20 protein-coding genes and 5 pseudogenes are annotated in these 22,568 nt (G+C 68.1%); 10 read left to right on the top strand and 15 right to left on the bottom strand.

From position 1 onward, the window contains the following. Positions 1-146: 146 nt before the first annotated feature. The 3 genes and pseudogenes from EES42_RS32555 to EES42_RS32545 all read left to right on the top strand — a co-directional run. Positions 147-437: pseudogene (locus EES42_RS32555) on the top strand (helix-turn-helix transcriptional regulator); the annotation flags it as partial. Between the two features lie 242 nt (positions 438-679). Further along, entirely contained in the window at positions 680-1,471 is a 792-nt protein-coding gene (locus EES42_RS32550) for an SDR family NAD(P)-dependent oxidoreductase (RefSeq protein WP_124721826.1), read from the top strand. Between the two features lie 706 nt (positions 1,472-2,177). Continuing rightward, complete coding sequence (locus EES42_RS32545; protein WP_124721825.1) at positions 2,178-2,783, top strand: P-loop nucleotide/nucleoside kinase family protein; 606 nt, start codon at positions 2,178-2,180, stop codon at positions 2,781-2,783. 361 nt (positions 2,784-3,144) lie between these two features. Here the strand turns inward: EES42_RS32545 and EES42_RS45110 are convergent, their stop codons facing one another. The 6 genes from EES42_RS45110 to EES42_RS32515 form a co-directional block, all read right to left on the bottom strand. Then, positions 3,145-3,318, bottom strand: a complete 174-nt coding sequence (locus EES42_RS45110; protein ID WP_164495413.1) for a hypothetical protein — start codon at positions 3,316-3,318, stop codon at positions 3,145-3,147. A 7-nt stretch (positions 3,319-3,325) separates the two neighbouring features. Continuing rightward, positions 3,326-3,880 (bottom strand): hypothetical protein, encoded by a 555-nt coding sequence (locus EES42_RS32540; RefSeq protein WP_124721824.1) that lies wholly within the window; start codon positions 3,878-3,880, stop codon positions 3,326-3,328. A gap of 81 nt (positions 3,881-3,961) precedes the next feature. Then, the gene (locus tag EES42_RS32535) at positions 3,962-4,459 is read right to left on the bottom strand and encodes a universal stress protein (protein WP_124721823.1); all 498 of its coding nucleotides are present in this window, start codon (positions 4,457-4,459) and stop codon (positions 3,962-3,964) included. Positions 4,460-4,464: 5 nt separating this feature from the next. Continuing rightward, the gene (locus EES42_RS32530; protein ID WP_124722197.1) at positions 4,465-5,721 is read right to left on the bottom strand and encodes an SLC13 family permease; all 1,257 of its coding nucleotides are present in this window, start codon (positions 5,719-5,721) and stop codon (positions 4,465-4,467) included. A 518-nt stretch (positions 5,722-6,239) separates the two neighbouring features. After that, complete coding sequence (locus EES42_RS32525) at positions 6,240-6,935, bottom strand: poly(ethylene terephthalate) hydrolase family protein (protein WP_241196733.1); 696 nt, start codon at positions 6,933-6,935, stop codon at positions 6,240-6,242. Positions 6,936-7,996: 1,061 nt separating this feature from the next. Further along, on the bottom strand, positions 7,997-8,644 hold the full coding sequence (locus EES42_RS32515; RefSeq protein ID WP_241196732.1) for a TetR/AcrR family transcriptional regulator: 648 nt from the start codon (positions 8,642-8,644) through the stop codon (positions 7,997-7,999). Positions 8,645-8,764: 120 nt separating this feature from the next. Between EES42_RS32515 and EES42_RS45105 the strand changes: the two genes are divergently transcribed. Both EES42_RS45105 and EES42_RS47380 read left to right on the top strand, forming a co-directional pair. After that, positions 8,765-9,430, top strand: coding sequence for a hypothetical protein (locus EES42_RS45105; RefSeq protein ID WP_164495412.1), 666 nt, complete (start codon positions 8,765-8,767; stop codon positions 9,428-9,430). A gap of 698 nt (positions 9,431-10,128) precedes the next feature. Continuing rightward, complete coding sequence (locus EES42_RS47380; RefSeq protein ID WP_206433696.1) at positions 10,129-10,428, top strand: aquaporin; 300 nt, start codon at positions 10,129-10,131, stop codon at positions 10,426-10,428. A 357-nt stretch (positions 10,429-10,785) separates the two neighbouring features. On the opposite strand, the gene EES42_RS32495 is transcribed toward EES42_RS47380, so the two are convergent. Next, positions 10,786-11,448: a hypothetical protein gene (locus EES42_RS32495; protein ID WP_124721818.1), complete on the bottom strand. Its 663-nt coding sequence runs from the start codon at positions 11,446-11,448 to the stop codon at positions 10,786-10,788. Positions 11,449-11,734: 286 nt separating this feature from the next. Further along, the gene (locus EES42_RS32490) at positions 11,735-12,211 is read right to left on the bottom strand and encodes a hypothetical protein (RefSeq protein WP_124721817.1); all 477 of its coding nucleotides are present in this window, start codon (positions 12,209-12,211) and stop codon (positions 11,735-11,737) included. A gap of 505 nt (positions 12,212-12,716) precedes the next feature. Between EES42_RS32490 and EES42_RS32480 the strand changes: the two genes are divergently transcribed. Next, on the top strand, positions 12,717-13,649 hold the full coding sequence (locus EES42_RS32480; protein WP_124721816.1) for a CPBP family intramembrane glutamic endopeptidase: 933 nt from the start codon (positions 12,717-12,719) through the stop codon (positions 13,647-13,649). Between the two features lie 122 nt (positions 13,650-13,771). Here EES42_RS32480 and EES42_RS46570 read toward each other — a convergent pair. Further along, positions 13,772-14,203, bottom strand: a pseudogene (locus EES42_RS46570) (transposase); the annotation flags it as partial. 254 nt (positions 14,204-14,457) lie between these two features. Between EES42_RS46570 and EES42_RS32470 the strand changes: the two are divergent. After that, positions 14,458-15,129, top strand: a complete 672-nt coding sequence (locus EES42_RS32470; protein WP_124721815.1) for a hypothetical protein — start codon at positions 14,458-14,460, stop codon at positions 15,127-15,129. Between the two features lie 54 nt (positions 15,130-15,183). On the opposite strand, the gene EES42_RS32465 is transcribed toward EES42_RS32470, so the two are convergent. From EES42_RS32465 to EES42_RS32455, 3 genes and pseudogenes are all read right to left on the bottom strand, one after another. After that, positions 15,184-15,771 (bottom strand): histidine phosphatase family protein, encoded by a 588-nt coding sequence (locus EES42_RS32465; protein ID WP_124721814.1) that lies wholly within the window; start codon positions 15,769-15,771, stop codon positions 15,184-15,186. Positions 15,772-15,785: 14 nt separating this feature from the next. Continuing rightward, positions 15,786-16,912 (bottom strand): annotated as a pseudogene (locus tag EES42_RS32460) (IS630 family transposase). A gap of 26 nt (positions 16,913-16,938) precedes the next feature. Further along, complete coding sequence (locus EES42_RS32455) at positions 16,939-17,202, bottom strand: DUF397 domain-containing protein (protein WP_241196731.1); 264 nt, start codon at positions 17,200-17,202, stop codon at positions 16,939-16,941. Between the two features lie 361 nt (positions 17,203-17,563). On the opposite strand from EES42_RS32455, the gene EES42_RS46565 reads away from it, so the two are divergent. Beyond that, entirely contained in the window at positions 17,564-17,812 is a 249-nt protein-coding gene (locus EES42_RS46565; RefSeq protein WP_241196730.1) for a hypothetical protein, read from the top strand. A 194-nt stretch (positions 17,813-18,006) separates the two neighbouring features. On the opposite strand, the gene EES42_RS46560 is transcribed toward EES42_RS46565, so the two are convergent. The 3 genes and pseudogenes from EES42_RS46560 to EES42_RS47650 form a co-directional block, all read right to left on the bottom strand. Beyond that, entirely contained in the window at positions 18,007-18,414 is a 408-nt protein-coding gene (locus EES42_RS46560; protein WP_241196729.1) for a Rossmann-fold NAD(P)-binding domain-containing protein, read from the bottom strand. Between the two features lie 42 nt (positions 18,415-18,456). Further along, positions 18,457-18,597: pseudogene (locus tag EES42_RS47655) on the bottom strand (SDR family NAD(P)-dependent oxidoreductase); the annotation flags it as partial. Positions 18,598-18,814: 217 nt separating this feature from the next. After that, a pseudogene (locus EES42_RS47650) lies at positions 18,815-19,350 on the bottom strand (GPP34 family phosphoprotein); the annotation flags it as partial. 1,189 nt (positions 19,351-20,539) lie between these two features. Here EES42_RS47650 and EES42_RS32430 point away from each other — a divergent pair. Both EES42_RS32430 and EES42_RS45095 read left to right on the top strand, forming a co-directional pair. Next, positions 20,540-21,445, top strand: coding sequence for a S1 family peptidase (locus EES42_RS32430; RefSeq protein WP_124721811.1), 906 nt, complete (start codon positions 20,540-20,542; stop codon positions 21,443-21,445). A 401-nt stretch (positions 21,446-21,846) separates the two neighbouring features. Next, the gene (locus tag EES42_RS45095) at positions 21,847-22,461 is read left to right on the top strand and encodes a hypothetical protein (RefSeq protein WP_164495409.1); all 615 of its coding nucleotides are present in this window, start codon (positions 21,847-21,849) and stop codon (positions 22,459-22,461) included. Positions 22,462-22,568: the final 107 nt, after the last annotated feature.

Below are 22,568 nucleotides of genomic sequence, written 5' to 3'. Positions count from 1 at the left end.
GAGCCCCTGCAAGCCGCGGTGTCGAGCCCGACGGGTGTCGCCTTGCGGACGGTCTCCCTCTGGATCTCCGTCTTCGCGGCGAAGAAGACGAACAGCAACCTGCCGTTGCCGCTGGATCGTAGATCTCGGCCAACAGCCCGGCGATCATCTCCAGGACGAGGCCGTGCGAGGAGCGACGTCGTGAGCTCGCGGCCTTCCTGCGCAGCCGCCGCGAGCGCATCACCCCGCGCGAGGCGGGCCTGCCATCGACGGGCAGGCGCCTCACCCCCGGGCTGCGGCGCGAAGAGCTGGCGCTGCTCGCCGGGATGAGTGCCACTTGGTACACGTACTTGGAGCAGGGACGGGACATCCGTCCTTCGGACCAGATCCTGGATGCCCTCGCCGGCGCTCTGCGCCTTGACGCGCACGAGCGCGACCACCTCCTCAAGCTCGCCGGACGCTCACTGGCCGCCAAGGAACCGGGGCCCGAGCCACTCGATCCTCGATCGGACATCCTTCGGAACTTCTCAGGGCCAAGCCCCTGCGGCCTCGCGCTGAGCGAGCAAACTGGACATCTTATGCTCATCCCTCCATCAACCCATAGACACGATGTGCCATCGAGCCCGCGCCACATCACCGAATCGAACGCCCGTCTGGTGAAAGTCGTGTGGTGGCCCGCCGCTTCAGGTTTACTCAAGTCATGAACGATCGGACACCCTCAGCGCACAACACCGGCCTGCTGACCGACAGGACCGTGATGATCACCGGAGCGTCGAGCGGCATAGGCGAGGCCGCAGCGAGGCTCTTCGCCTCCGAAGGCGCGGCCGTCGTCCTCATGGCCCGCCGCGAAGACCGGCTCAAGGATCTCGCCCACGAGATCGAAGCATCCGGCGGACAAGCAGCCTGCAGCGTGGGCGACGTGACGCGGGCCGACGACGTCGAGCGCGCCGTCGCGACGGCCGTCGAACGCTTCGGCCGCCTCGACGGCGCCTTCAACAACGCCGGCTACGCCGGCTCCACCTTCGGCCGATCGCACGAACTGCCGGAAGAGGATTTCGACCGCGTTATGGATGTCAACGTACGCGGGACCTGGAACTGCCTGCGCCGTCAGATCCCTGTCATGCTGGATGCCGGCCACGGGACGATCGTCAACACCGCCAGTTCGGCGGGCCTCATCGCCACCGGCGCACCATCCCCCTACGTCGCGGCGAAGCACGCTGTCCTGGGCCTGACGAAGGCCACGGCTGCCGAATACGGGGCGTACGGCATCCGGGTCAACTCCCTGATCGTGGGCACCACCCGGACAGAAATGATCAACGCGGCCGTGACGGCCAACCCGGCTTTGGAGGAGGCATTCGTCGCACGCCAGATCCAAAAGCGGATGGCCGAGCCGCAAGAGGTGGCGGAAGCGGCACTGTGGCTGCTGAGTGACCGCTCCTCATTCGCCACCGGCAGCCATGTGGCGGTGGACGGCGGCATTCTGGCCATCTGAGCGGCAAGGGGCCCGGGGCAGGCGACGCCGCCGGGCACCCACGCACGAGCATCTGCTTCCTCTGCTGACCCGCATGACCTTCCCGCTTCCCGGCCAGCGGCCAGCCGCGGCCGAGTGCGCCGAGCTGCTGCGCGCGCCTGCAGAGCCGGCGAGACCAGCGAGGCCACCGGTGACAGTTCGGCACGGCGTGCGGGAGCGGCTTCTCCCTCCAGCGTCAATGCTCGCGCAATTCACCCAAGCTTCGGGATGCCCGGAACGTCCGCGTGACCGCCCGCAGCCCGTCGTCCCGTTTGGTCAAGACAAAGGCGCACCCCTCGGTCGCCACCGTCTGTCGAGCGGACCGGCGGGGGCGTACCTGCCCTTGGGGCCGGGTGAACCATGAACTCGCCGGGTTGCTCAGCAGGTCAGGGCACGCGCCCATCCCTCTTCCCTCGCGTGGCTTCGTTCACTATCAGCAGCAGCTTTTGTCCGGCACTTTTGTCCGCTGCCATCGAATCCAGCCCGCGGCATTCCTTGCCATCCAATCCAGTCGTCGCAGGTCGCAGCGGACGGAAGCCGTTCGTCGCCACAGGACCGCCTTGCCAATGAAGTCAGTCGTCGCAGGTCGGAGGCTCCCGCCCGACTGACTTCATTGGCAACGGACAACTTTGGGCAGCAGCTGGAGGTCGGCGGGTTCGGAAATGCTCAGGAGAAATGACGTCAGTGCATGGGTGAGACCCAGCGGCCGAGTTGGCCCGCCATCGATGGCGTCGAGATACTGACCCCTGTGAGCAACGTCGCGTTCGTGGTCGTCTCAGGTCTGCCGGGCAGCGGAAAGAGCACCCTGGCACGAAGTCTGGCCAGGCGTCTCGGCCTTCCGGTGATCGACAAGGATGTGATCCTGGAGTCCCTCTACGACTCGCTCGGAGTCGGTGACCATGCCTGGCGAAGCAGGCTGAGCAGAGCGAGCGACGACATCATGTTCGCCTTGGCAGCGGACGCCGGCCGGGCTGTGCTCGACAACTGGTGGCATCACGACACCGCCCCCGGCCGACTCCGGAGCCTCGCGGGCCTCTTGATCGAAGTACATTGCGACTGCGACGTCGCCCTCGCTGCCGAGCGATTTCAGGCGCGCACCCGACACCCCGGCCACCTCGACCCGCAACTCACCCCCCAGCAGGTCGCCGAGCGCGTGGCCGCCGTCCGTGCCACTTACCCGGGCCCACTCAACTTGGGCGGTCCGTTGCTGACCGTTGATACCAGCCACCCCACCGACGTTGCGGAGATCGCGGAGAAGATCGCGCACACCCTAGGTACCAACCGCGACGAGTAGACGACACTTCCCTGGAAACCTCGCATTGGCCCCGATGCATTGATGGATGGGGCGAAATCGCCGAGATGGACGCCGTGGTCCCAGGCAGAGCGCATGAGGTAGTGGGCCAGGCGGAAGAAGTCCGTTGTGCGTTACGGCTGTGCGTGTCGGTTATGGGGGTATGGCGGGGCCGGCCGGGCTGATCACCCTGCCCGGCTTGACCACCATGGGCCTGTCAGTAGCGTTCTGACGGACCGATAGTGCATTTACCGACTTTTCAGGTGCTCGGGGTGCTTGCGGAGTGCTCCCAAATGTCCTTCACGTGCGTTTAACTGCCGTGCCGCCGTCAGGTTGGCCGCCCACATCAAATCCTGTGTCCGTTTCACCGGCCGCTCGTCTTCCTCGGCCGGTGTGATGTGATCGTGAGGGTGTATTCCAGGAGCCACTGCTGTACGGGCAGGAGCTGTTCCCACCCGAACCGCTGCGCGTTCACCCACCGGCCGAGGTCCTCGCCCTGCACGACGACATCGCCGTCGGCGCGCCTGCCAATTGCCACTACCGAGTCATTGCGTTCTGAGCTTGCGGCTTCCGGCTCGGTTCTTCGCGATGTTTCGAATCTTCTTTCTGCTGCCTGACTCGGCGAGCAGGCCGAGTACCGCCAGCGACGTCGACTTCTCGGCGAGGACGCGCTGCATCCAGTCCGTGACCTTCGCCAACTCGACCGGTGTCGGCACGTGATCGTCCTCGATGGACAGATAGAACAGCCAGTCGTGGATGCGGCGGCGGATGAACTCGCGGTACCCCTCCGTCTTGAGCTGGTCGATCTCCGGCAGTTGTTCGGCCGACCACTGCCGGAGCTCGGCAGGACCGGTCACTTTCATGGCGATCCTGTCCACAAGGGCTACCACCGCCGACTTGGACACCATCTCGATGGGGTCGCGCAGGATCGTGGCGACGATCGCGCGGTCTCGGTCGCGGCTCCGCGAGGAAGCGGTCACCAGGACGACGCGTCGGTACGCGGACGATCGCACGTGCTCGTCCGCGACGGCGTCGTCGACGTCCACATCGAGGATTCCGGCCCCCGCCAGCAACTCGGCCACATCGGAATGCAATGTCATCGCTTCATCCCTTTTCGCAGGGCCGGACTACACATCGCGGGCATCTTCCTCTGGTCCGCACGCTGATCCGAACGAAACGGCCTAGCGGTGGTGCGGCGGGTGGGGTGGTGGCGGGATGGTGGTCGTGCTGGGGGCGGTCTCTGGCCAGATGAGCAGGACGGGGCAGGGGGCGTGGTCGACGATGAAACGGCTGGTGGGGCCGAGGCTGCGGGGGCCGAGGTGGGTGCGGTCGCCGTCGCGGGCGAGGATGAGCAGGTCGGCGCCTTCTGCGGCGGTCACGACTTCTCGTTCGACGCGCCCCGAGCGTTCTTGCCGGGTACACGGGCGTCCCAGCCGATCGGCCGCGCTGGCCAGAAGCTGTTCGGCAGAGTCGGAGGCGAGGTGCTCGATCCGTGTGCCGGGGTCGCGGGCGGGGTGTGCGCGGCCCAGCAGTCCGGCGTAGGCGCCGTGGGCGGCGCCCGGCACCTCGTGGCCGGTGACGTGGAGCAGCACCAGGTCGGCGTCTGCAGGCGCGTGGGTGCGCGCGGCGTCGACGCAGGTGGGCCAGGTGCCCTCGACGATCCAGACGATGACGGTCACGGTGTTCAGCCTCCGATCGTTTGGAGTGAGACCCACAGTGCCACGACCGAGAGCAGCAGGGCGGTGGGAACGGTGAGCAGGCCGAGCCGGGTGAACTCGCTCAGTTCCACGTCGGTGTCGTGTTCGCGCACGATGCGCCGCCACAGCAGGGTGGCCAGGGAGCCGGCGTAGGTGAGGTTCGGGCCGATGTTGACCCCGAGGAGGACGGCCAGGACGGCGCCCGGGCCGGTGGGGGCGGTCAGTGGAAGCAGGACCAGGACGGCGGGCAGGTTGTTGATGACGTTCGCCAGTACGGCCGCCAGTGCCGCGAGGGCGAGGAGGGCTGGGAGTTCGGTGTTGCCGGGCACCAGGTGACCCAGTGCATCCGCAAGGCCGTTGTCGACCACAGCCCGGACCACGACGCCCAGGGCCAGGACGAAGGCGCAGAACGGCAGGGCCGCGGCCCGGACGATCGCCGTGGGGGTGGTGCGGTGCTGGCCCAGGGCGCGGGCCGCCAGGACGGCCGCGCCTGCGGCTGCCGCCCAGGCCGGGTTGATGCCGAGCGCCGAGGTCAGGACAAAGCCCGCCAGGGTGCCCGCCACCGTGAGCAGGGCGAACAGAGGCAGTTCGCGGGGCTCGTCGGCGGGCGGGGCCTCGGCGCCCGCGTCCAGGTCAGTGGCGAAGAAGCGGCGGATCACCACGTACTCGGCACCGATGGCCACCAGCCAGGGCAGTGCCATCAACGCGGCGAAGCGGGTGAAGCTCAGGCCGCTGGCGGCGAACGCCAGCAGGTTGGTCAGGTTGGAGACCGGCAGCAGCAGCGAGGCGGTGTTCGACAGGTGGGTGCAGGCGTAGACGTGCGGCTTCGCGCGGGCGCCCAGCCGGGCGGCGGTGGCGAACACCACCGGAGTCAGCAGCACCACCGTGGCGTCCAGGCTGAGCACCGCGGTGATCAGCGCTGCGATCACGAACACGAGGACCAGCAGGCGGCGGGGCCGGCCCGCCGCCCGGCGGGCCATCCAGGCGCCGCAGGCGTGGAAGAGCCCCTCGTCGTCGCACAGCTGGGCCAGGACCAGGACGGCCGCGAGGAAGCCGATCACCGGGCCCAGCCGGGCTGCCTCGGCCGCCGCGTGGCTGACCGGGATCGCGCCGGTGGCGATGACCAACCCGGCAGCGGGAACAGCCACGACGGCCTCCGGCCAGCCCCACGGCCGGATCACCGCGCAGGCCAGCACCGCCAGGAGCAGGGCGACAGAGAGTGCTTCTGCGAGTGCGGAGTTCAGCGTCTGAGCCTTTCCGGGACGGAATCCTGGCACAGCGGAACGACCGTACCGGGGCTGGCCGTGGCGCGCGTCGAGCACGCCGAGCCTTTGGGAAACTTCAGAGTAAAAGTACGCCGTCGGCCCTCGGGCACCCGGTGCCGCCCGTATACCGGCGAGGCTTCCGCCAGGACATCTCTGAGCCGGTCGGCACCCACGAGCCGCAGGGTGGGGGAGACCGCGGAGACGCGGCGCTCCTCCTGCCCGGCCTTCTGTAGTCCTTCGCGTGTGGAACTGTTGTGCCGCGCGCAGGTCGAGGGCCCACGTCGTCTTGCGCCCGTCGAACCAGCCGCTCCTCCTGGCTGGCCGGTTCGACCCCGAGGACGTTCTCCGACAGCCACCGCTGTGCGAGCAGCAACTGCTCCCACCTGTGCCGCTGAGTGGTGACCCGGCGCCCGGCCGAGTCGGGCGAGGCCCGGCTCGGCTCGGCCGGGCGCCGGCATTGCAGGCACTGGTGACACCGCGCTGAACCGGGCCTGCCCTCAGGCCGTCGGGCCGGAATGCTGCAGCGCCGCGGCGTTCCGTTCCCAGCCGGACCACAACGCGGCATCCGCGCAGTAGCCGCAGTCCGGGCCGAAGAACATCCGGCCAGCCGCTTCATCGCCCATCAGCCAATAGCGGAACCAGGCGGTGGCCGGGGCACGGAAGTCCCCGCCGTCGCCGATCGAGTCGAGATGGCCGGCGCCCCGGACCTCACCGTAGACGGCGGGGACGTGGTCGGAGTCCTGGTACATCGCCTTCACCAACGCCGGCCACACGATGTGGTCCTGCTGCCCGGCCAGATAGAAGACGGGCTCGTCCATCAGATCCGGATCGGTCAGGGGACCCGGCTGGATGGGCACAGCGGTGATCACCCGTGGATCGATCGCTGCATTGACGGCGGCCGCGCCACCCTGCGAGTGACCGGCGGAGCCGATGTGCGCCAGATCCACCTTGTGGTAGTAGGGACTTGAACTGTCTGCGTTCCGTTGCTCCAGCACGTCGATGCCCAGGCGCATACTGATCGCGTAGTTGGAGGTCGGCGTATTGGCGGCAGCCACGATGAAGCCCTGGCTCGCCCAGTGCCGCAGCAGCGAGCTGTACACCCCAGGCACCGCGCCTGTGCCGTTCCCCCAGATGATCACCGGGTGGGACTTGCCCGACTGACCCAAATCCTTCGGCCGGTAGAAGGTGTGCACAATCCCGACATCCACCCTCACGTCGTACGGCCCCGGTGCACCCCAGTCAGTGCCGACAGACGGGATACTTCCCGCAGCTGCTGAAACCACCGACGGCGACCGAGCCGCGTCACTCGCCCCGACGGCACTCGCGGACACCCCAGGCGCCGCACCCACCATCAACACGACGGCGACCAGAAGCCCGCCGAACGTACGCCGCCTTCTTATGCCTGACATGGCAACTCCTCCACGGATACGGCACGTTGCGCGTCCTCGCATCGTGACCAGAGCCATGATGGGATCTGGTGCTGCTCCTGTCTGTCGACAGGCGCCCAGTCGCCACGCCGGATTCCTGGGCATCTGCACAACACCGCTCCACGTAGTTCAGAGGCAGGCGTTGCTCCGGCTGCCTGGCACAACGGCCGTCGCCATAGCGCCCGTGCCACTCGTGCTTTTGCCCGCAGCCACTCAGTCGCGCATGACTCTGCGTGCTCAGCTGCGGCCGGGTGGCTAGGCCGGCGGACGACATGGGACGACGCTGTCGGCTGCAGGCGCCTTCGAGGTGCAGGAGCGCGGTGGTTCCCGGCCGCGGCCGGTCCGGTGACGATCAGCGAAGGCCGTGCGGTCGTCGTCTGGCGGCGGCCGGGGATCATCAGGGTGCGGACGCTGGTGGTGAGCGTGTCGATGACCGGGGTGCGGAGGATGACGAACGCTGAGTGGCAGGACAGGAGTTCTTCCGTGCTGCGTGGCGGGGCGCCGGGCTCGGGAGGCGTGGTGGGTGGTGTGACGAGTTGCTGCCAGCTTTGCCAGGTGGTCACGGGCCGGCGAGCGCCGCCCCGCATCGTCGTTCGCGCAGACGGCCAAGAGCATCGTGGAGCGCAGCTTCGCCTCGACCGACTCCCGGCACCCCGAGCCCCGGGACGGCCGGGCGTGCTCGATCCGCATTGCGGGGAAACGGCGTTCGCCTGCCGAGCCTCTCGCCCTGTTGGGAGCACGGTACCGCCGGGCTCGGGCGTGCCTTCTTTCCAGCGGCGAGCAGATACCTGCCCGCGCGGGCGACCGACATGCCGTGTAGCGGAGGTTCACCTGGCGGCGGTCGGGCGGTCGGCTGCGGTGATGAGTTCGGCGAACGTCAGGGGGACGCCCGGTCCCGTGGTGGCCGCGGGCCTGTTCGAGGGCACGGCGGTCAGGCCGTCGAGGGCCAGATCGAGGTGGCGGTGGAGGAGGGCACCGTCCGGGTCGAGGCGGTCCAGGCCGCCCGGAAGGGGGCGGGAGAGCCGGATCGAGAGCAGGACGAGGTCGCCCATGCCGACGTCGCGGCGGAGCTGGCCAGCCTCGTGTGCGGCCTGGATCAGGGTTTCGACGGTGTTCGCGGCCCGAGTGCGGATGAGTACCAGCTCCTGGTCGACCACAAGGCCTTCGAGGAGAACGAGGATGGCCGCCCCCATCCGCAGGTCCGCCGCCGCGTGGACGAATCGGCGTACTGCCGCGAAGGCGTCGTCATCCACCGCAGCGGCGCTTTTCGCAGCACTCTCCAGTTGCGATAGCAGGTCGCCGGTCAGGTCCCTGACGAGTGCTTCCCGGTCCGGGTAGCGCCGGTAGAGCGTGGCGGGTCCGACTCCGGCCCGGCGCACGATCAGATCCAGTGGCGCGTCGAGACCGCGTTCCAGGAAGACCTCACGGGCCGCGTCGAGAATCCGTCGCCTGCTTCGTGCCGCATCCGCCCTCACGGCACACCACCTTTCGTCGCCCCACCCAATCGGAGAGTTTCTCTCCGCTATGCTAGCGCCCTAAAGGCGGAGGAAAACTCTCCGCTTAGGGTTTCGTGAAATTCGTGAAAGGGGCACGCCATGAGCGGCGCGCTGAATGTCCGGACCGTGATCGACGGCACCGAGTACTCACCGGACGACATCCGCCGGTGGGAGCTGGACCGCGCCCGCACCGCGCTCACCCTCCTCAAGAGCCGGATCGGGGACGAGCTGATGCGGGAGCTGCTCACCGAGGACCTCCGGGCGGCGGACCGGGCGATGGCGCCGCTGCCGGGCGCCTCGGACGGAGCATGGCGGTCCGCCGTCACCGAGATGGAAATCGACGGGATCGACGCCGACGGATTCCTGACCTGGTGGCAGGGCCGGCTCGCGAACGCCGACCGAGGTGCGCTGCTCGCGGCCAACCCGGAGCACTACCTCGCGGACTCCGCCGACGGCGTGGTCGAGATCATCGAAACCATCGGCTCCGGACCGCTGCGCTTCTTTCTCACCTTCCACGAGGGCGTCGAGATCGAGGGCGAGGGCCACGAGACGTATCCCGTCCGGATCGGCGGCACCGGCAGGCTCGCCGACGGTACCGAGGTCGCGCGCGTCATGCACGAGTTCGGGGACGGTCCGCGCGGCCTGCGCATCCGGCTGACGATCCAGTTCCCCGCGAGCGCGCCGGAGCACGTCTTCACCGGCCACCAGTGGCACTTCGCCTGCGAGTTCCTCAACTGGCTGGAAGCCGCACACGCAGCCCGGTGACGACGGCCGAACGGCAGTGGGGAACCCCTTGCGCTGCCGGGTTCCCCACCCGCGGCCCCCAAGGCACGCACTCACACCATCTAGGTCGTCCCTCATGCGGACCAGAAAGCCGCCCACGGATCCAGGCACACCCCTCTCGACGGCAACCACCATCCCGATACGAGCGACCGCCGACGCTCGAAACCCCACCGCCGACCCGCCTGTGCGCATCCCGCGGCGCGCGGCCCACGAGTCCGTCCCGACCGGATTGCTGCTCTTCCTTCTCTTCACTGCGTGCGATGGCGGCTTTCACCCGACTCACCCCTGGTCATCGCCAATCCCGACCCCGTCCCGGCCGTAATCGACGCATCCACGGGAGGGCTGCTCGCCTTGCTCGTCCTGTCGCCTTCCGGGCGGTATTCCGGCAGAGATCTGAACCCCGCCGTCACCGTTGCGCTGTGGCGCCTGAAGTTATTTCCCGGACGGGCCGGCATCCCGTACATCACCACCCCGACAGCCGGATCACTGGCCGGTACGGCATTTGGCGGCCTTGCCTGGGTGACCACTGCCTGCCACGCCCCCGTGGCCGTGAGACCAGCACCGACATGGAACGCCACCGCAGTGTTCAAGGCGGAGGCCGGAGCCATCGTCGCCGGGACAATCGCGCTCGGCGCCTTCCTCTCAGCCGCCTCTACACTCGACGGCGCCTGCCGTACGCCGTGGGCCTGGCCACAGCACTCATCATCGCGCTGCTCGGTCCCCGCAGCGGCGGATCCGCCAACCCGGCACGGCAACTCGGCCCGGCGCTGACGTCCGGGAACACCACACATCTGTGGATCTACCCGCTCGCGCCGGTGATCGGCGCGCTCGCCGGCGCCGACATCTGGCGCCCGCCCGCCGCGCTCACCCGCCAGGGGCGTATCCGCCATGCCCTTCGCTCCGCTCCCGACACACACCCCGACTGCCCAGCCTCAGCCCCGGGCCGCGATGCATGGTGTTGCGGTGAGCGGGCGATGTGACCGGCAGGCCGATCACGCGTGGCCCGGTCCTTCGGAGTCGTCGGCAGGCGTGCGGGCTGGGGGTGCAGACAGCGACTGCGTTCCGGTGAGATGGGCTCACCGCGTATGGCTGTGCCGATGAGCCCGGTGCGCGAGTACCTGTAGGCCGGTGAGCCTGCGGGAGGGCCTGCCGGGGCGGGCCGAAGCCGGCGTCGTTGATGGTCACGGCGGGGCCTCGGTCACCTGAACGACCAGGGCCCTCGACCGACGGGATCGGACACCCGGTCGTCCAGCGGCCCCGGGTGCGGTATCGGGGGCCGCTGAACGGCACAGGACCCGTTAGGTCTTGCCTGCTCGGCCGGTTATGTGACGGGGCTCCTACCGCTCGGCGGTGCCGTTCTCGCCGTCAATCTCGTAGATACGCTCTTGAAGCCGTTCACCGGCCCAGTCCAGCCCGGCGCCCAGGTCAAACCAGTGCCGATCCTTGCGGACTCCGGGCGGTGAGAGATTCACCGCCGCCCACGAGAACACCCCCAGGAGGACGGAACGCCCGTGCTGTGTTGCGCACACGGACAACGCAAACGGCGCGGCGAGTGCCGCGCGGGTGACCAACATGACCTGTACGTCCTCAGAACGTCGACGCCCACCCGTGAGAAACCGTGGCGTTTCAAGGATCTTGACCCACTCGACCACTGCGTCGGCCACCTGGGCGCGCAAGGACTCCTCGATGCCCTGCCGGACGGCGGTCGCGGGATCATCGCCGAGCCAGCCAAGCCAGTGATCAGGGTCAGTGAGCTTGCTGAAGTCGTCCTGTGGTACCCCGTGACGGGGATTCTCCTGGTACTCACCTGTCAGTTTCCCGCTGCTATCCACCAACCACGCACCGCAGATCGCCTCGGGAGGTACGTAGCCGTTCGGGTCATCGATATACGTCGGATCGATCTCGGCGACGCTGCCACCCGGATTCTGAGCAGCCGCAGCCAGCAGCGCCGGCTCGTTCGGTATGCCCTTACGTCGGCTTCGCGAGCCAAAACGCCTCACGTTCCCACCCCCACTGTTGGCTGCCTGGTTGACCGCGATTCTGCCGCACCGGTCAGGACCGCATGAGGGGGTGTGCGTGACGGTGACGAGTGGGTGGCGAATATCAGCGAGCAGGTCTGTCCCTCCCCAAGCAAGGGTGGGAATTCTCAAAGAGCGTCATCAACGGCGGGGTGGTGTTGCGCTGACTGGATACGTTTTCTTCGGACTCCGGGGCGGACGCCTTCCTGAGCCGACAACGTCGCCGCCGACCTTTCCAGTCGTTCTGCATGCCCCGCCTGGAGACGAGTTACCGTGATGACCAGGGAGCACACTTCTGCCGGCCGGCCGGGCGGGCATCGACAAGATCGAAGCCATCTGCGTGGCGCACGAGATGTTGGAACTGGCCCAGGCAGGAGTCACGGACGAACCCGACCCACCCTTGCGTGGTCGCGTGTCGAAGAAGCCACCCGACGACGTCCATCATCACCCCGAAGTCGTCCTCGTGGACGCATGTACGGACGGTCAGGGCCCACGGTTCGCTGCCGTCCAGGTTCGGCCTGTCCGTGGCACGGACCAGCAGGGAGACATCGGCCCCGTCGAACGAGTGGCTTGCCGAGCCACCGTCGAAGGCCTGCCAAGGACCGCCCCATGACTCCCAGTCGGTCGAATTCAACTCTGCCGGCATGTCCGCCTGCCCCAGGAGCCACTTCAGTTCCTGAAGCACCGGCTCGGGCAGGTCCGGCGCCAGGTCCACCGCCAGGAACAGGTCGTAGTAGTCACTCACATCAGGGACCCTAGCCCCAGCCGCTGACAGCACCCTGCGGGCTTGTCAGACCCCCACGGAGCCCGGTGCTGTCAATTCTCGTGAACATCAGGCGGCGGTTTGATCACCAAGCGCTGCCCGCACCGGGGCCGTTGCGGGTCTCGGCTTCCGCGGCCTGGACAACGACCTACGTGACCCCGTGATCGTTACCGGATTCATCGCGACCCGCGCCCACAAGCTCCCCCCAGGACAGAAGGATGTCAACCGCGTCCCTGCCACCGGACGCGCACCTGCCGAACACGGCCTCGCCCACCTCAGAACTGGCGGACCCTCACCAAACTCCGCACCGGCCCCGCTCGTGCCCCCGCCTCCTGCGCGCTGTGCCGGTCCTGACGAACCTCGAAGCCAGCCGCTGACTGTCTTCGATGGGGGAGAGGTCTCCCCGCGGGAAGGGGAGTCAGCTCCACTGTCGATATGCGCTCTAGCTGGATTCCTCGCTGCTGCGCCGATCCGTAGGTTTCACGTCATGACGGTTTCAACCAGGTACTTACCGCTCGTCAACCGGCGACGTGGTCTGTTCATCTTCCTCGGTGTCGCCTACATCGGCATGTGGGCGGCCATGTCCCCACTCCTGGCAACCGGTTACCGGCGCGGTGACGCACGCGAGGAGACCGGTGCGCTGGAGCAGACGTGCATCGCGGCCGCGATGTTGGCGCCCGCCCTCGCCGCAATCCTCGTCGTCCGCTGTGTCGAGCGCAGCGGTCGGGTGCGGGACACGCTCGCCCTGCGCTGGACGCAGCCCTGGGGGCGTGCCGCACGGGCGTGCCTGATGGCTTTCGTCGTCCCCGCCGGCCTCACTACGGCTGCTCTTGTCATCGGCACCTTCGCCGGCCGCTACCCGTTCGGTGGAGTGCACTGGAGCGGGCTCGGGGCGTGGGCGGCCGCATCGGTGCTGAACATGCTGGTGTCGCTTCCGCTGTTCTTCGGCGAGGAACTGGGCTGGCAGGGCTACCTTTTTCCGCGTCTCGCTCAGGATGGTGACCGCCGGAGCCTGATACGGGCGTACGCAATCACCGGGGCGGCCTTCGCCCTGTGGCACCTGCCCACGCTGCTGATGGGCGGCCAGTACCCAGGTCGGCCCTGGTATGTGTCGGTGCCCGCCATGATGGTGAGTTGCCTCCTCATCCTGCCAGTCTTCACATGGCTGCGTCTGCGCTCCGGCTCGGTCGTACCCGCCGTCATCGGCCACGCGTTCGTGAGTTCGGTGAGTGTCGCCATGGTCACGGAGTTCGCCGACCCCAAGGCAGCACTGGATCCCCTGCACATGAGCATGGCCGGATGGCCCGGCTGGATTGTCACAGGCGCGTTCGTCGCCTTCCTGGCGCTGACCGGCCGACTCCACCCATCCTTCTACACGGCCCGAACCGTCCCTCATCCCGCATCGATCCGCAGACTGTGAGCGCGTGTTCTGCGGGCTGACCACGGGCCGAGCCACCAAGGCCTGGGCAAGGCGGTGCGGGCTGAGAGTCCACGGCCGGGCGCTCATCCACATTGCGTGAACGTGAGGCGTCCGTGCCGTGCCGGCCGTTCCCATGGCCGACGGAGGTCTTCGGCCATGGGCCGGGCGAGGCGGAGTTGGGTATAGGCGGCGATGACCAGCCAGGTCCAGCGGTCCGTCGCGGCCGGGTCGCGAAGTTTCGGAGCGGTCCAGCCAAGGGTCCGCTTGATCATTTTGAAGGTATGTTCAAGATCGAATTCGCCGCAGAAACGATTGCCAGAGCCGGTCCACGTCGGCAGCAGTGGCATCGCAGCGTGACCACCACAGTCACACCGGCTTGGGATCCTGCTCCCAGGGCAGGTGGTCGACCTGGAATGGGACCACTGTGCCCGCGTTGACCGGTAGTTCACCTTCGGGATGGTCGGCCCACGCCGAGCGGCGGACCAGCAGCGGGTGCAGCTGGCTCCAGGCGCTGGCGCGAGGGCCGGCCCGTAGCGGGTGGTTTCGGTGACCGTGGTAATCGCCGGGCGGGCCAGGTGGCGGCATCCTCGAATTTGAATTCCGGTCGGCGTTTGGGCTTGCGCCCGCGTTTGCCAGACGGCTGCCGCGTTGGCGGGAAGTACAGGCCCCAGCCCATCAGAATGCACCACCCCCTTGTTCCACTCTCTGCCAGGCACGCCTCGAAAAGCAAGACTGCAATTTCTTCCCGCAAACCAGGACACTCACTCCCGGGTGGCCGTGCGCGCCACCCGCCCACGGGAGGACTTTCATGGCAGAGGTCTGGGATCCACACGGCAGTCTGCGTCGGATGCTGTGGATCGGCGGCGCGCAGTGGGCCGGTAAGACAACCGTGTCCGAACTCCTCGCGCACCAATTCGGTCTGACGGTATATCACTATGACTACCACGACGCCCGGGGCCATCAGGACCGCCGGATCGCTCGGCGGGTGGCGCTGGGCGAGCCAGTGGCGGATCCGGGGCCCGAGCAGGTCTGGACGGAGCGGGGCCCGGAGGAGATGGCGGCCGAGACACTGGCCGGTTTCCCGCTGCGGTTCGAGTGGGCTCTGGACGACCTGCGCGCCTTGTCGACCGGCCGGCCTGCGATCGCCGAGGGATGGGGGCTGCGGCCCGAGCTGGTCGCCCCACTGCTCGATTCGGTCCGGCGGATGGTCGTCCTCGTGCCCACCGAGGACTTCCGGCAGCACCAGATCCGCACAGTACCTCGTGCGGGCGCCCTGGGTGTGCCGGTCAGCGACCCGGCCCGCGCCCAGGCCAACCGGATGGCCCGCGACCGACTGGTCGCCGAGGACGCGGTGCGCGGCGCCCGGCGTCTGGGCGTCCCCGTGATCGAGGTCGACGGGACACGGGACGCTGCGGCCGTGGCATCGCTGGTCGCCGAGCAGTTCGCCCCCTGGCTGGGGCCGTCGGCACAGGCCGGCTGAGGCCTGTCTTTCGGATCAGGCCGGGATTGCGGGGCCTGATCCGAAAGGCACCCCCTACTGCTCTGACCGGGAACGTTTGCCGGGTTGCGCCGGTGGTGGGCCAGTTGGTGGGACGGTGTATTCCCATCCTGGCTGCCAGTGGGCCGGGGCTTGGACGAGGTCTTCGAGGTCTGCGCCGGTGAGCAAGCAGTCCAGGGCCCATCGGTTGGCCGAGTGGGCGATCAGCAGGATGCGGCTGCCGTCCCACCATGTGCCCAGGTCGCCAAGGAAGTCTTCGGTGGCGGCCAGAACTTCGCGGTAGCTCTGGCCGCCGGGGAACGGCTCGTCGATGTGCCGCCCCCGCAGCGGGGCAAGAGCTGCTTGCGGGCGGCCGTTGAGGCGCCCGTAGTTGCATTCACGCAGGCGGTGATCCTGGTGGATCGGCACGGTGGTACACGCGAAGGCGATCCGCGCGGTGTCCACAGCGCGGTGCAGGTCGGAGGTGAACACCGCCGCGATGCCGTCGTTGCGACGGCGGTCGCCGAGTTCCCGGGCCTGCCGGCGGCCGACCGGTGAGAGGACTCCCGGTAGCCAGCCTGTGGCGATTCCGGCCTCGTTGTCGATGGTGGTGGCGTGGGTCTCGTAGACGAGCCGGATCGGCATCCTAGCCCTGCGGTTCATGATCGGGCCGCCTGAAGAGGGCGTCCGCCCCAGCGGATGCCCTTCTCGCCGCGGATACGGGCGCACGTTCCCTGCGTTGGGCGGCAAGCACATCAGAGTGGCGGGCGTTGTCGTTGCGCCGACGGAGGTGGGCGTGCAGGGCCCGGGTCTGCACCGGGTGGTTGGGGGGTTGGAGTTGGCGATGGTGAACTGTCGAAAGCGGTCCGAAGTGGGCTTCGATCGGGTTCGCCCACGAGGTGTAGGGCGGGGTGAAGCACAACTCGACTCTGTTCTTCCTGGCCCCGCGGTGGATCTGGGTGTCCTTGTGGGCAGACAGGTTGTCGAGGATCACGTAATTCGGGGCGCCGCCGGGCCGGGCGGCGCGGATCGATTTCAGCGCGGCCAGCGTATTGGCGGCGCCCTTCTTGTGCTGGTTTGTTGCCCCACAGGGTGTCGTCGCCGAGTGAGTATCCGCCGTGGAAGTAGCGCACGCCGTGAGTGCGGTGATAAGTGGCGGCCAGCCGGTCGGGGCGCTTCTCAGCGGCCCAGCCCGAGCCCGCGGTGAGCCGGTTCCCGAGCAGGCCGAACTCGTCGAAAGCGAAGACCCGGTCCGGGAAGCGGTCGAGGACCTCCTCGATCCGGTCCAGCTTCGTCTCCCGGTCCGGGTCGGGGGTTCCTTCCACGTCTTGGTTCGCTGGAAGGTGACACCGCGGCGGGCAAGCATGCAGCGTAAGGCCTCACGGCCGATCCGGATGATTCGGCCGTGGAGTTTCCGCGGGTAGGCGACGAGCTTGTGCAGGGACCAGTGGGTGAAGGGCCGGCCGAGTTTGGTGGGGCGGGGGGTGGCCGTCCGGATGACGAAGTCCTCGTCGTCAGCGCTGAGCAGGCGGGGACGGCCTCCCGCCCACTGAGGGTCCAGACCGGCCAGGCCGATCTCGTTGAAGTGGTGGATCACGTCGCGCACGGTGTCCTCGTCGGCCTGCACCAGGTGGGCGATCACCGGCACCCGGTTCCCGCCGGCCGACGCCAGCAGCATCATCGCGCGCCGGTAGCGCACCGAGTTGGTGCTGCCCCGGCGCACGATCTGCTGCAGCTTCTGCCCCTTCTGGTCGGTCACTCTGCGCACACGGACAGGCTCGGCCACCGCGCCTCCAGCGGTCGGATCGGACGTCACCGCCCATCCAACCGCCACGACCACCGACCCGGCGAACCTATGTGGTCAGAGCACTGGGCGGCGGGCTGCCCCTTGATGTGGTCGACGAACGTATGCCACTGGGGGGACGTCAGCAGCAGCACGGGCCCGTTGGGAACCTTCGAGTCGCGCACTCCGGTCCGGTTCAACGTAAACCGGGCTGTCTCCAAACAGAAGCTGTCCTCATTGAGGCTGTAGGAGCTCTTGTGCCATGCGGTGATCTGAAAGGGATGTGAAGCCACGATGGTTCCTCCCGGATCGAGCTGCAGCGTGAGGACCAGTCTGCCCAACCCCCCGCCCAATGGTTGGCTGAAGTGAACAAAAGCGATGTAAATCCACTGTCACGAACGAAATCAGGGGCAGTCATGCAGAACGTCGTGCCTGAACCAGGTGACCGTTGCAGGCCGCGCATGCCGAGTCCTGCAGGGGCGCCCGCAGGCTGCTCAATGCCCTCATCGCAGCCTGCGGTGCCAAGACCGAGGCCGCCTTGCACCAACCTGGCATTCGAATCCGGTCGCACCAGGAAAGAGGGCAGGATCATGGCTCAGATCATGAATAAGGGGTGACAGGGTGTTGTCGCGGGCAGCTGCAATTGTCGTCGGCATGACGATCACAGATGAGGACTGCCTCTCCGAGGCCTTGGCGTTCAACGAGCAATTCGAGGCTGCCGCCGCGACCCGTCCAGCCTGCGGTCAGGCACCGAGCGCAGCCGCGCTGGCGCTCCTGCGACGCAATCGGCTCGGCGGCGACGCGCCACCGAACGGCTCGAAGTGGCGCCAGGACATCACCCGACTGCGCAACATCCTTGACCCACCGGTCCCGCCGCAGGAAGAAGCCCTCTTCGACATCTAACTGGTCACTTACAGTTACGCACCACAGAAGTTGAGCAGAACTCGATTCCTGGCAGTACTCGGGCACTTGCCAAGGAAGCATCGGGTGCTTCTGGTGCGCGCGGGAACCCAGGGAGCATCTGGACGCGATGCCGCGGCCCGTCGGCGGACAGCGCGTTCACGGCCTTGTGGGATCCACGGCTCAGCGGGTGTGTCCTAACGGTTCGCCAAGAACTCGTCGAACGTACGAGGCGGGCACCCCGTCAGGTCCCTCACCGCCGTTGTCACTTCGGCCATGGAGCCGGCCGCCATATCTGCATAGAGCCGGAGGAGGTCATCCACGAACCAGCCGGGCAGCCCTTGCACCCGTAGATCCTCGGATGCCTTCTTGGGTGTCAGATCGTGGAAGGGAATGGCGAGCTTGGCCGCGATCTCCTCATGCGTCAGCGCCTCCGGGCCGGTGAGCGCATAGGCGTCGCCGCCTCCGAGCGGTCCCGTCAGCAGTGCGGCGGCACAGGCGGCGACGTCGTAGGCGTCGATGTACGCCACACGTCCCATGCCGTACGGGCCCGCCAGGGCGCCGCTGTGGGTGAAGCCGCCGTCACCGGTGAAGAAATTCTGCATGTAGCCGGTGGGCCGCAGCGACGACCACCGCAGCCCGGACGCCCGGAGGTGTTGCTCGATCTCCCAGTGCGCGCCTACAGACAGCTTCGAATCCGGGCCGGGCTGCCATGCCGACACCTTCACCACCCACGTGACCCCGGCAGCCCGCGCCGCGTCGATGACACCGGTCTGCTGCCGGACCATCGGCTGCTGCCCGGCCAGAGGGAGCGCGCCGCCACTGTTGAGCAGAAGGCGGTCGGGTGAAGTCGGCGTAGAGGTCGCTCAGCTCGCCGAGGAGCTGGCGGGTGAGGGCGTCGGCGCCGGTGGTCAGTGCTGCTGCGAGTTCCGCGTCGTCGCCCAGGACCGCACTGGCGGTGGCGGGCGTGAGATGGTCAGACGCGGCGACGGCGGCCAAACGGCGGCGATCGGTGATGCCCTGCAAGCCTGGATAGGCGGCAGAGGCCAGGCCCGCAGCCTGGACGAGCATGGCGAGGGATACGTCGTGGGCAGCCTTCGGCACTGCGGAGCCGGAGCGGACCACGTTGTCGAGACGGGCCAGCAGCGCCCGGCGGCGCGGCAGGTCGACGGAGAGAATGTCGTGGCGGGCACGGCCACCGGGGTCGCGCCACCTGCGGACACGGACCGCCTTCTGGTCTTCGAGCCGGGAAAGGTACTCGATGGTGAGGGAGCGTGGTGTCCGGCGCAGCCAGTCCTTGAGGCCGGGCGGGGGAGCAGCCGCGCTCAGGCTGCGCAGGACATTACTCAGTCGACGGTCCTCGACGCTCTGGGAGCCGGTCACCTCGATCCGCCGGGGGTGACCGTGATCCGTCCGGCCAGACCCAGATCCACCAACTCCGAAGCCCGCAGGGCGAACCGAAGCCGGTCCTCGGCCCGTATGCGTATACGTCGCCTGCCCGGGACTATGGCGAGCAGGAGCAGTTCGTCCCCCGTGGTCATACATGCAGGCTAGGGGCGGCTGTCCGTGGAGGGGAGTCCTCCGAGGATCCTCGCGCCGACTTCTGCTGCCGGCCGCATCGGCCGTCCTCAAAGCTGAGGCGCGGCCGTCGACGAAGAGCAGCTGCGCCAGCTCCGGGCCGCCTTGACGAAGCCGGCCGGTCAGGCCCGCGAGACGATGGACCGGTACGGCCGGGAGGAAGCCACCGCGCCGAGCCCGGTGCGCGTCGAGGATTTCGTGCATTCTCCACTCCGGTTGGGGGCTGCCCGGAGGTCCGGCACCGTCAAGGGGAAACGGAAACGCGGTGTGCCACACAGATCGCGGAACTGCTCCGGGACAACATGGCTTCAGTGATCCCCCGCGTCATCCCGGGAATCCGTCCCGACTCGCTCTCATACCCGGCGACACCCGGGGTGACACTCCCCGCCGCCTACGCTGCCCGATCGTCCGCGTCCGCTCAGGCAGGGCCGCGCCCTCGCACCCATCCTGCCTGGTCCGGGCGGCGGTCTGGGGCGCGACCATCGGCGTCACCGCGTTGACCCTCTTCTGGCACCTGGGAACCGCGCGTCGCCCCGCCGCGCCCGCCCCGTGACATCTGTGCCCGCCCCGGCCTGTTCGGAGAAGTCCAAGGCGTGCCCAGTCGAGTCCCACCGCCAGTTCCGGACCGACGTGCCGTCGGCGGTGCTTGAGTTGGGCGTCCGGGGTGCGGCAGCCCGTAGTGACCACGGGGCGCCGCCGATTCAGCATGTCCGGAAATACCGCGGCGAGAAGCGCCGGTTACGCGCCTGGAGTCCGCGATTACGAATGGCCGGCCCTCGCTGCCCGGCAGTCGACGTGGTTCGTGTCTACGCGCGGCCAAGACCCGCGAGAACGCCGACCGACTCGCGGCCGTTCTGGAGGACAGCGGTCACCAAGGGCCTGCCCGGCCCCGAGCGCTGCACGCCTCGTGTGGAACCGCGTGAGGCCCCGAGTGGATACCCGCCGACCTCGCCCCACTCCTCCGGCGTGACGGGCGTACACGACACCCGCGTCCACGCCGGTCCCGGTGCGGTGGCAGTCAAGGGGGCGAAAAGAGCCAGGGCGGAGCTGCGGGGTAGCGGAGAGCTTGGCTGTACGCCGACAATGCGGTCACCCTTCACCGTCCAGGGGCCGCCGGGCTCCTGGACCGGACCGAGAGGACCGACCATCACCATGCGCAAACCTCTCCTCGCCACCCTCGCCCTCGGCGCCGCCGTCTTGACAAGCGCCACGGGCACGGCAGCCGCAGCACCCAACCGCGTGAGCGGGGCGACCCCCACTGCCGTGACGGCCGCCGTGCACCCTGACAGCGCGTCCGCCTCGGTGACAGCCTCCTCCTTTGCCGGCACCGTGGCCCTCAGTAACTGTTCAGGCTCCTTGATCCGCATGCCGAACTCGCAGGCGACGGACCCGGGACTGGTCATGACGAACGGCCATTGCCTCGAAACAGGCCTGCCGAGCGCGGGCCAGGTCATCACCAACCAGTCCTCCACCCGCAGTTTCACTCTGCTCAACGCCTCGGCCGGCACGGCCGGAACGCTCAAGGCGAACAAAGTCGTCTACGCGACGATGACCGACACGGACGTCACGCTCTACCAACTGACCAAGACATACGCCCAGATACAGCAGTCCACGGGAATCGCGCCGCTGACGCTGTCCGCGACCCACCCGGTACAGGGGCATGCGATCGACGTGGTCTCCGGCTACTGGAAGCGGGTCTACTCCTGCTCCGTCGATGGATTCGCGTACCGCCTGAAAGAGGACCAGTGGACATGGAAGGACGCCGTCCGCTACACCCCGGAATGCCAGATCATCGGGGGTACCTCGGGTTCCCCGGTCATCGACACGACGACCGGGCAGGTCACGGCGATCAACAACACCATCAACGAGAGCGGCGGAAGCTGCACCCTTGACAACCCCTGCGAGGTGAACGAGCAGGGAGCCGTCACCATCCGCCGGGGAACCGGATACGCCCAGGAGACCTACGGCATCCCCGCTTGCTTCACGACGGGCAACAAGCTCAACCTGTCGGCCACAGGCTGCACGCTCGCGAAGCCAACAGCGGCAGCAGCACGCTGAGTTGACACCTGAGAGGGTGAGCAGGGCCCGTCCACGGTGAGTGACCGCTCACCCACCGCCTGCCGCCCACCTCTTTCCAGAGGAAGGACACTGTTGGCGAACCTCGGGGGCGAGCGTGACGTCGGCGGAGGCGTTTGCTCGCTCGCCGGTCCTCCATCGGCGTTTGGCGACCGTCTTTTCCTTCCGTCGCGGTGGTTGGGGGAATTGGTGTGGTGCAGGCGGGCCGGAGCCCGCGGAGTTTCTGGATTGGTTCTGTCCGTCCTTCTCGCGACGGCCGTCACTTCTTGTTCAGGCGACGACAGCGCATCGCCTGAACCGTCCCGGCAGGCGTCACGCAAGCAGACGCCGGAGCAGTCCGCCAGGCCGCAAGCGATGCGCCCAGCAACGACGACCTTCGCCGCATGTTGCCCACCACTGCGGAGCTGCCCGCAGGGTGGAAGCGAACCGACTCGAAGTCGGTCGGCTGGCGTGACGCTGCTACGTCCGAGGAATTCGCCAAGTATCTGCCGTGCTCCGCGACGGCTCAGGAGTCCGCCGAGCGGCACGGCTACGGGAGCATTGTGTTCGATGCCCCGGGCAACGGGGGCGACGGGATCGACTTGACCCTCTCTGTGCCACGGTCACCGGGCACCCTCGATGGGCCCGCGCCCAAAGCCGAGGCCGTCTCCCTGGTCGAGGAGAACCTGACGCTGTACCGGAAGCTGTACGACTGCTACAACCCCAAGAACGCTGGCACCGGAGACTCCTCCATCGTGTTCACCACCGAGCGTTTCACGCACATCATCATGCGCGTGGGGCCGGTGGAAGTGGCGTACAGCCCGACGAAGTCCGTGTCCGAGAACAGCTCGCCCAGCTCGTCACGGATCCGCATAGCCAGGCTGCCCTTCGGGAACGCAGCCCGTGCCACCGGGCCGTCTCCTCAGGAACCCCGTACCCCGTCGGTCTTCCGGGCGTGCAGCGACACCGAGACCCTCCCCGAGCACCACGTCGGCCTTCACAACCACAACGGGTCATGAAGGCCGATGTCACGTTCAGCCCCTGGATTCGCCAACAGTGTCGAGGACGTGACGCGGGTCGTGTGGCAGCCGGCCGTCCTGCCAGAAGCCGCGCCCGAGCAGGCGCG

Origin of the sequence: Streptomyces sp. ADI95-17, assembly GCF_003846175.1 — a bacterium.
Classification (GTDB): domain Bacteria; phylum Actinomycetota; class Actinomycetes; order Streptomycetales; family Streptomycetaceae; genus Streptomyces; species Streptomyces sanglieri.
This window is presented reverse-complemented; position numbering and strand designations above follow the sequence as displayed.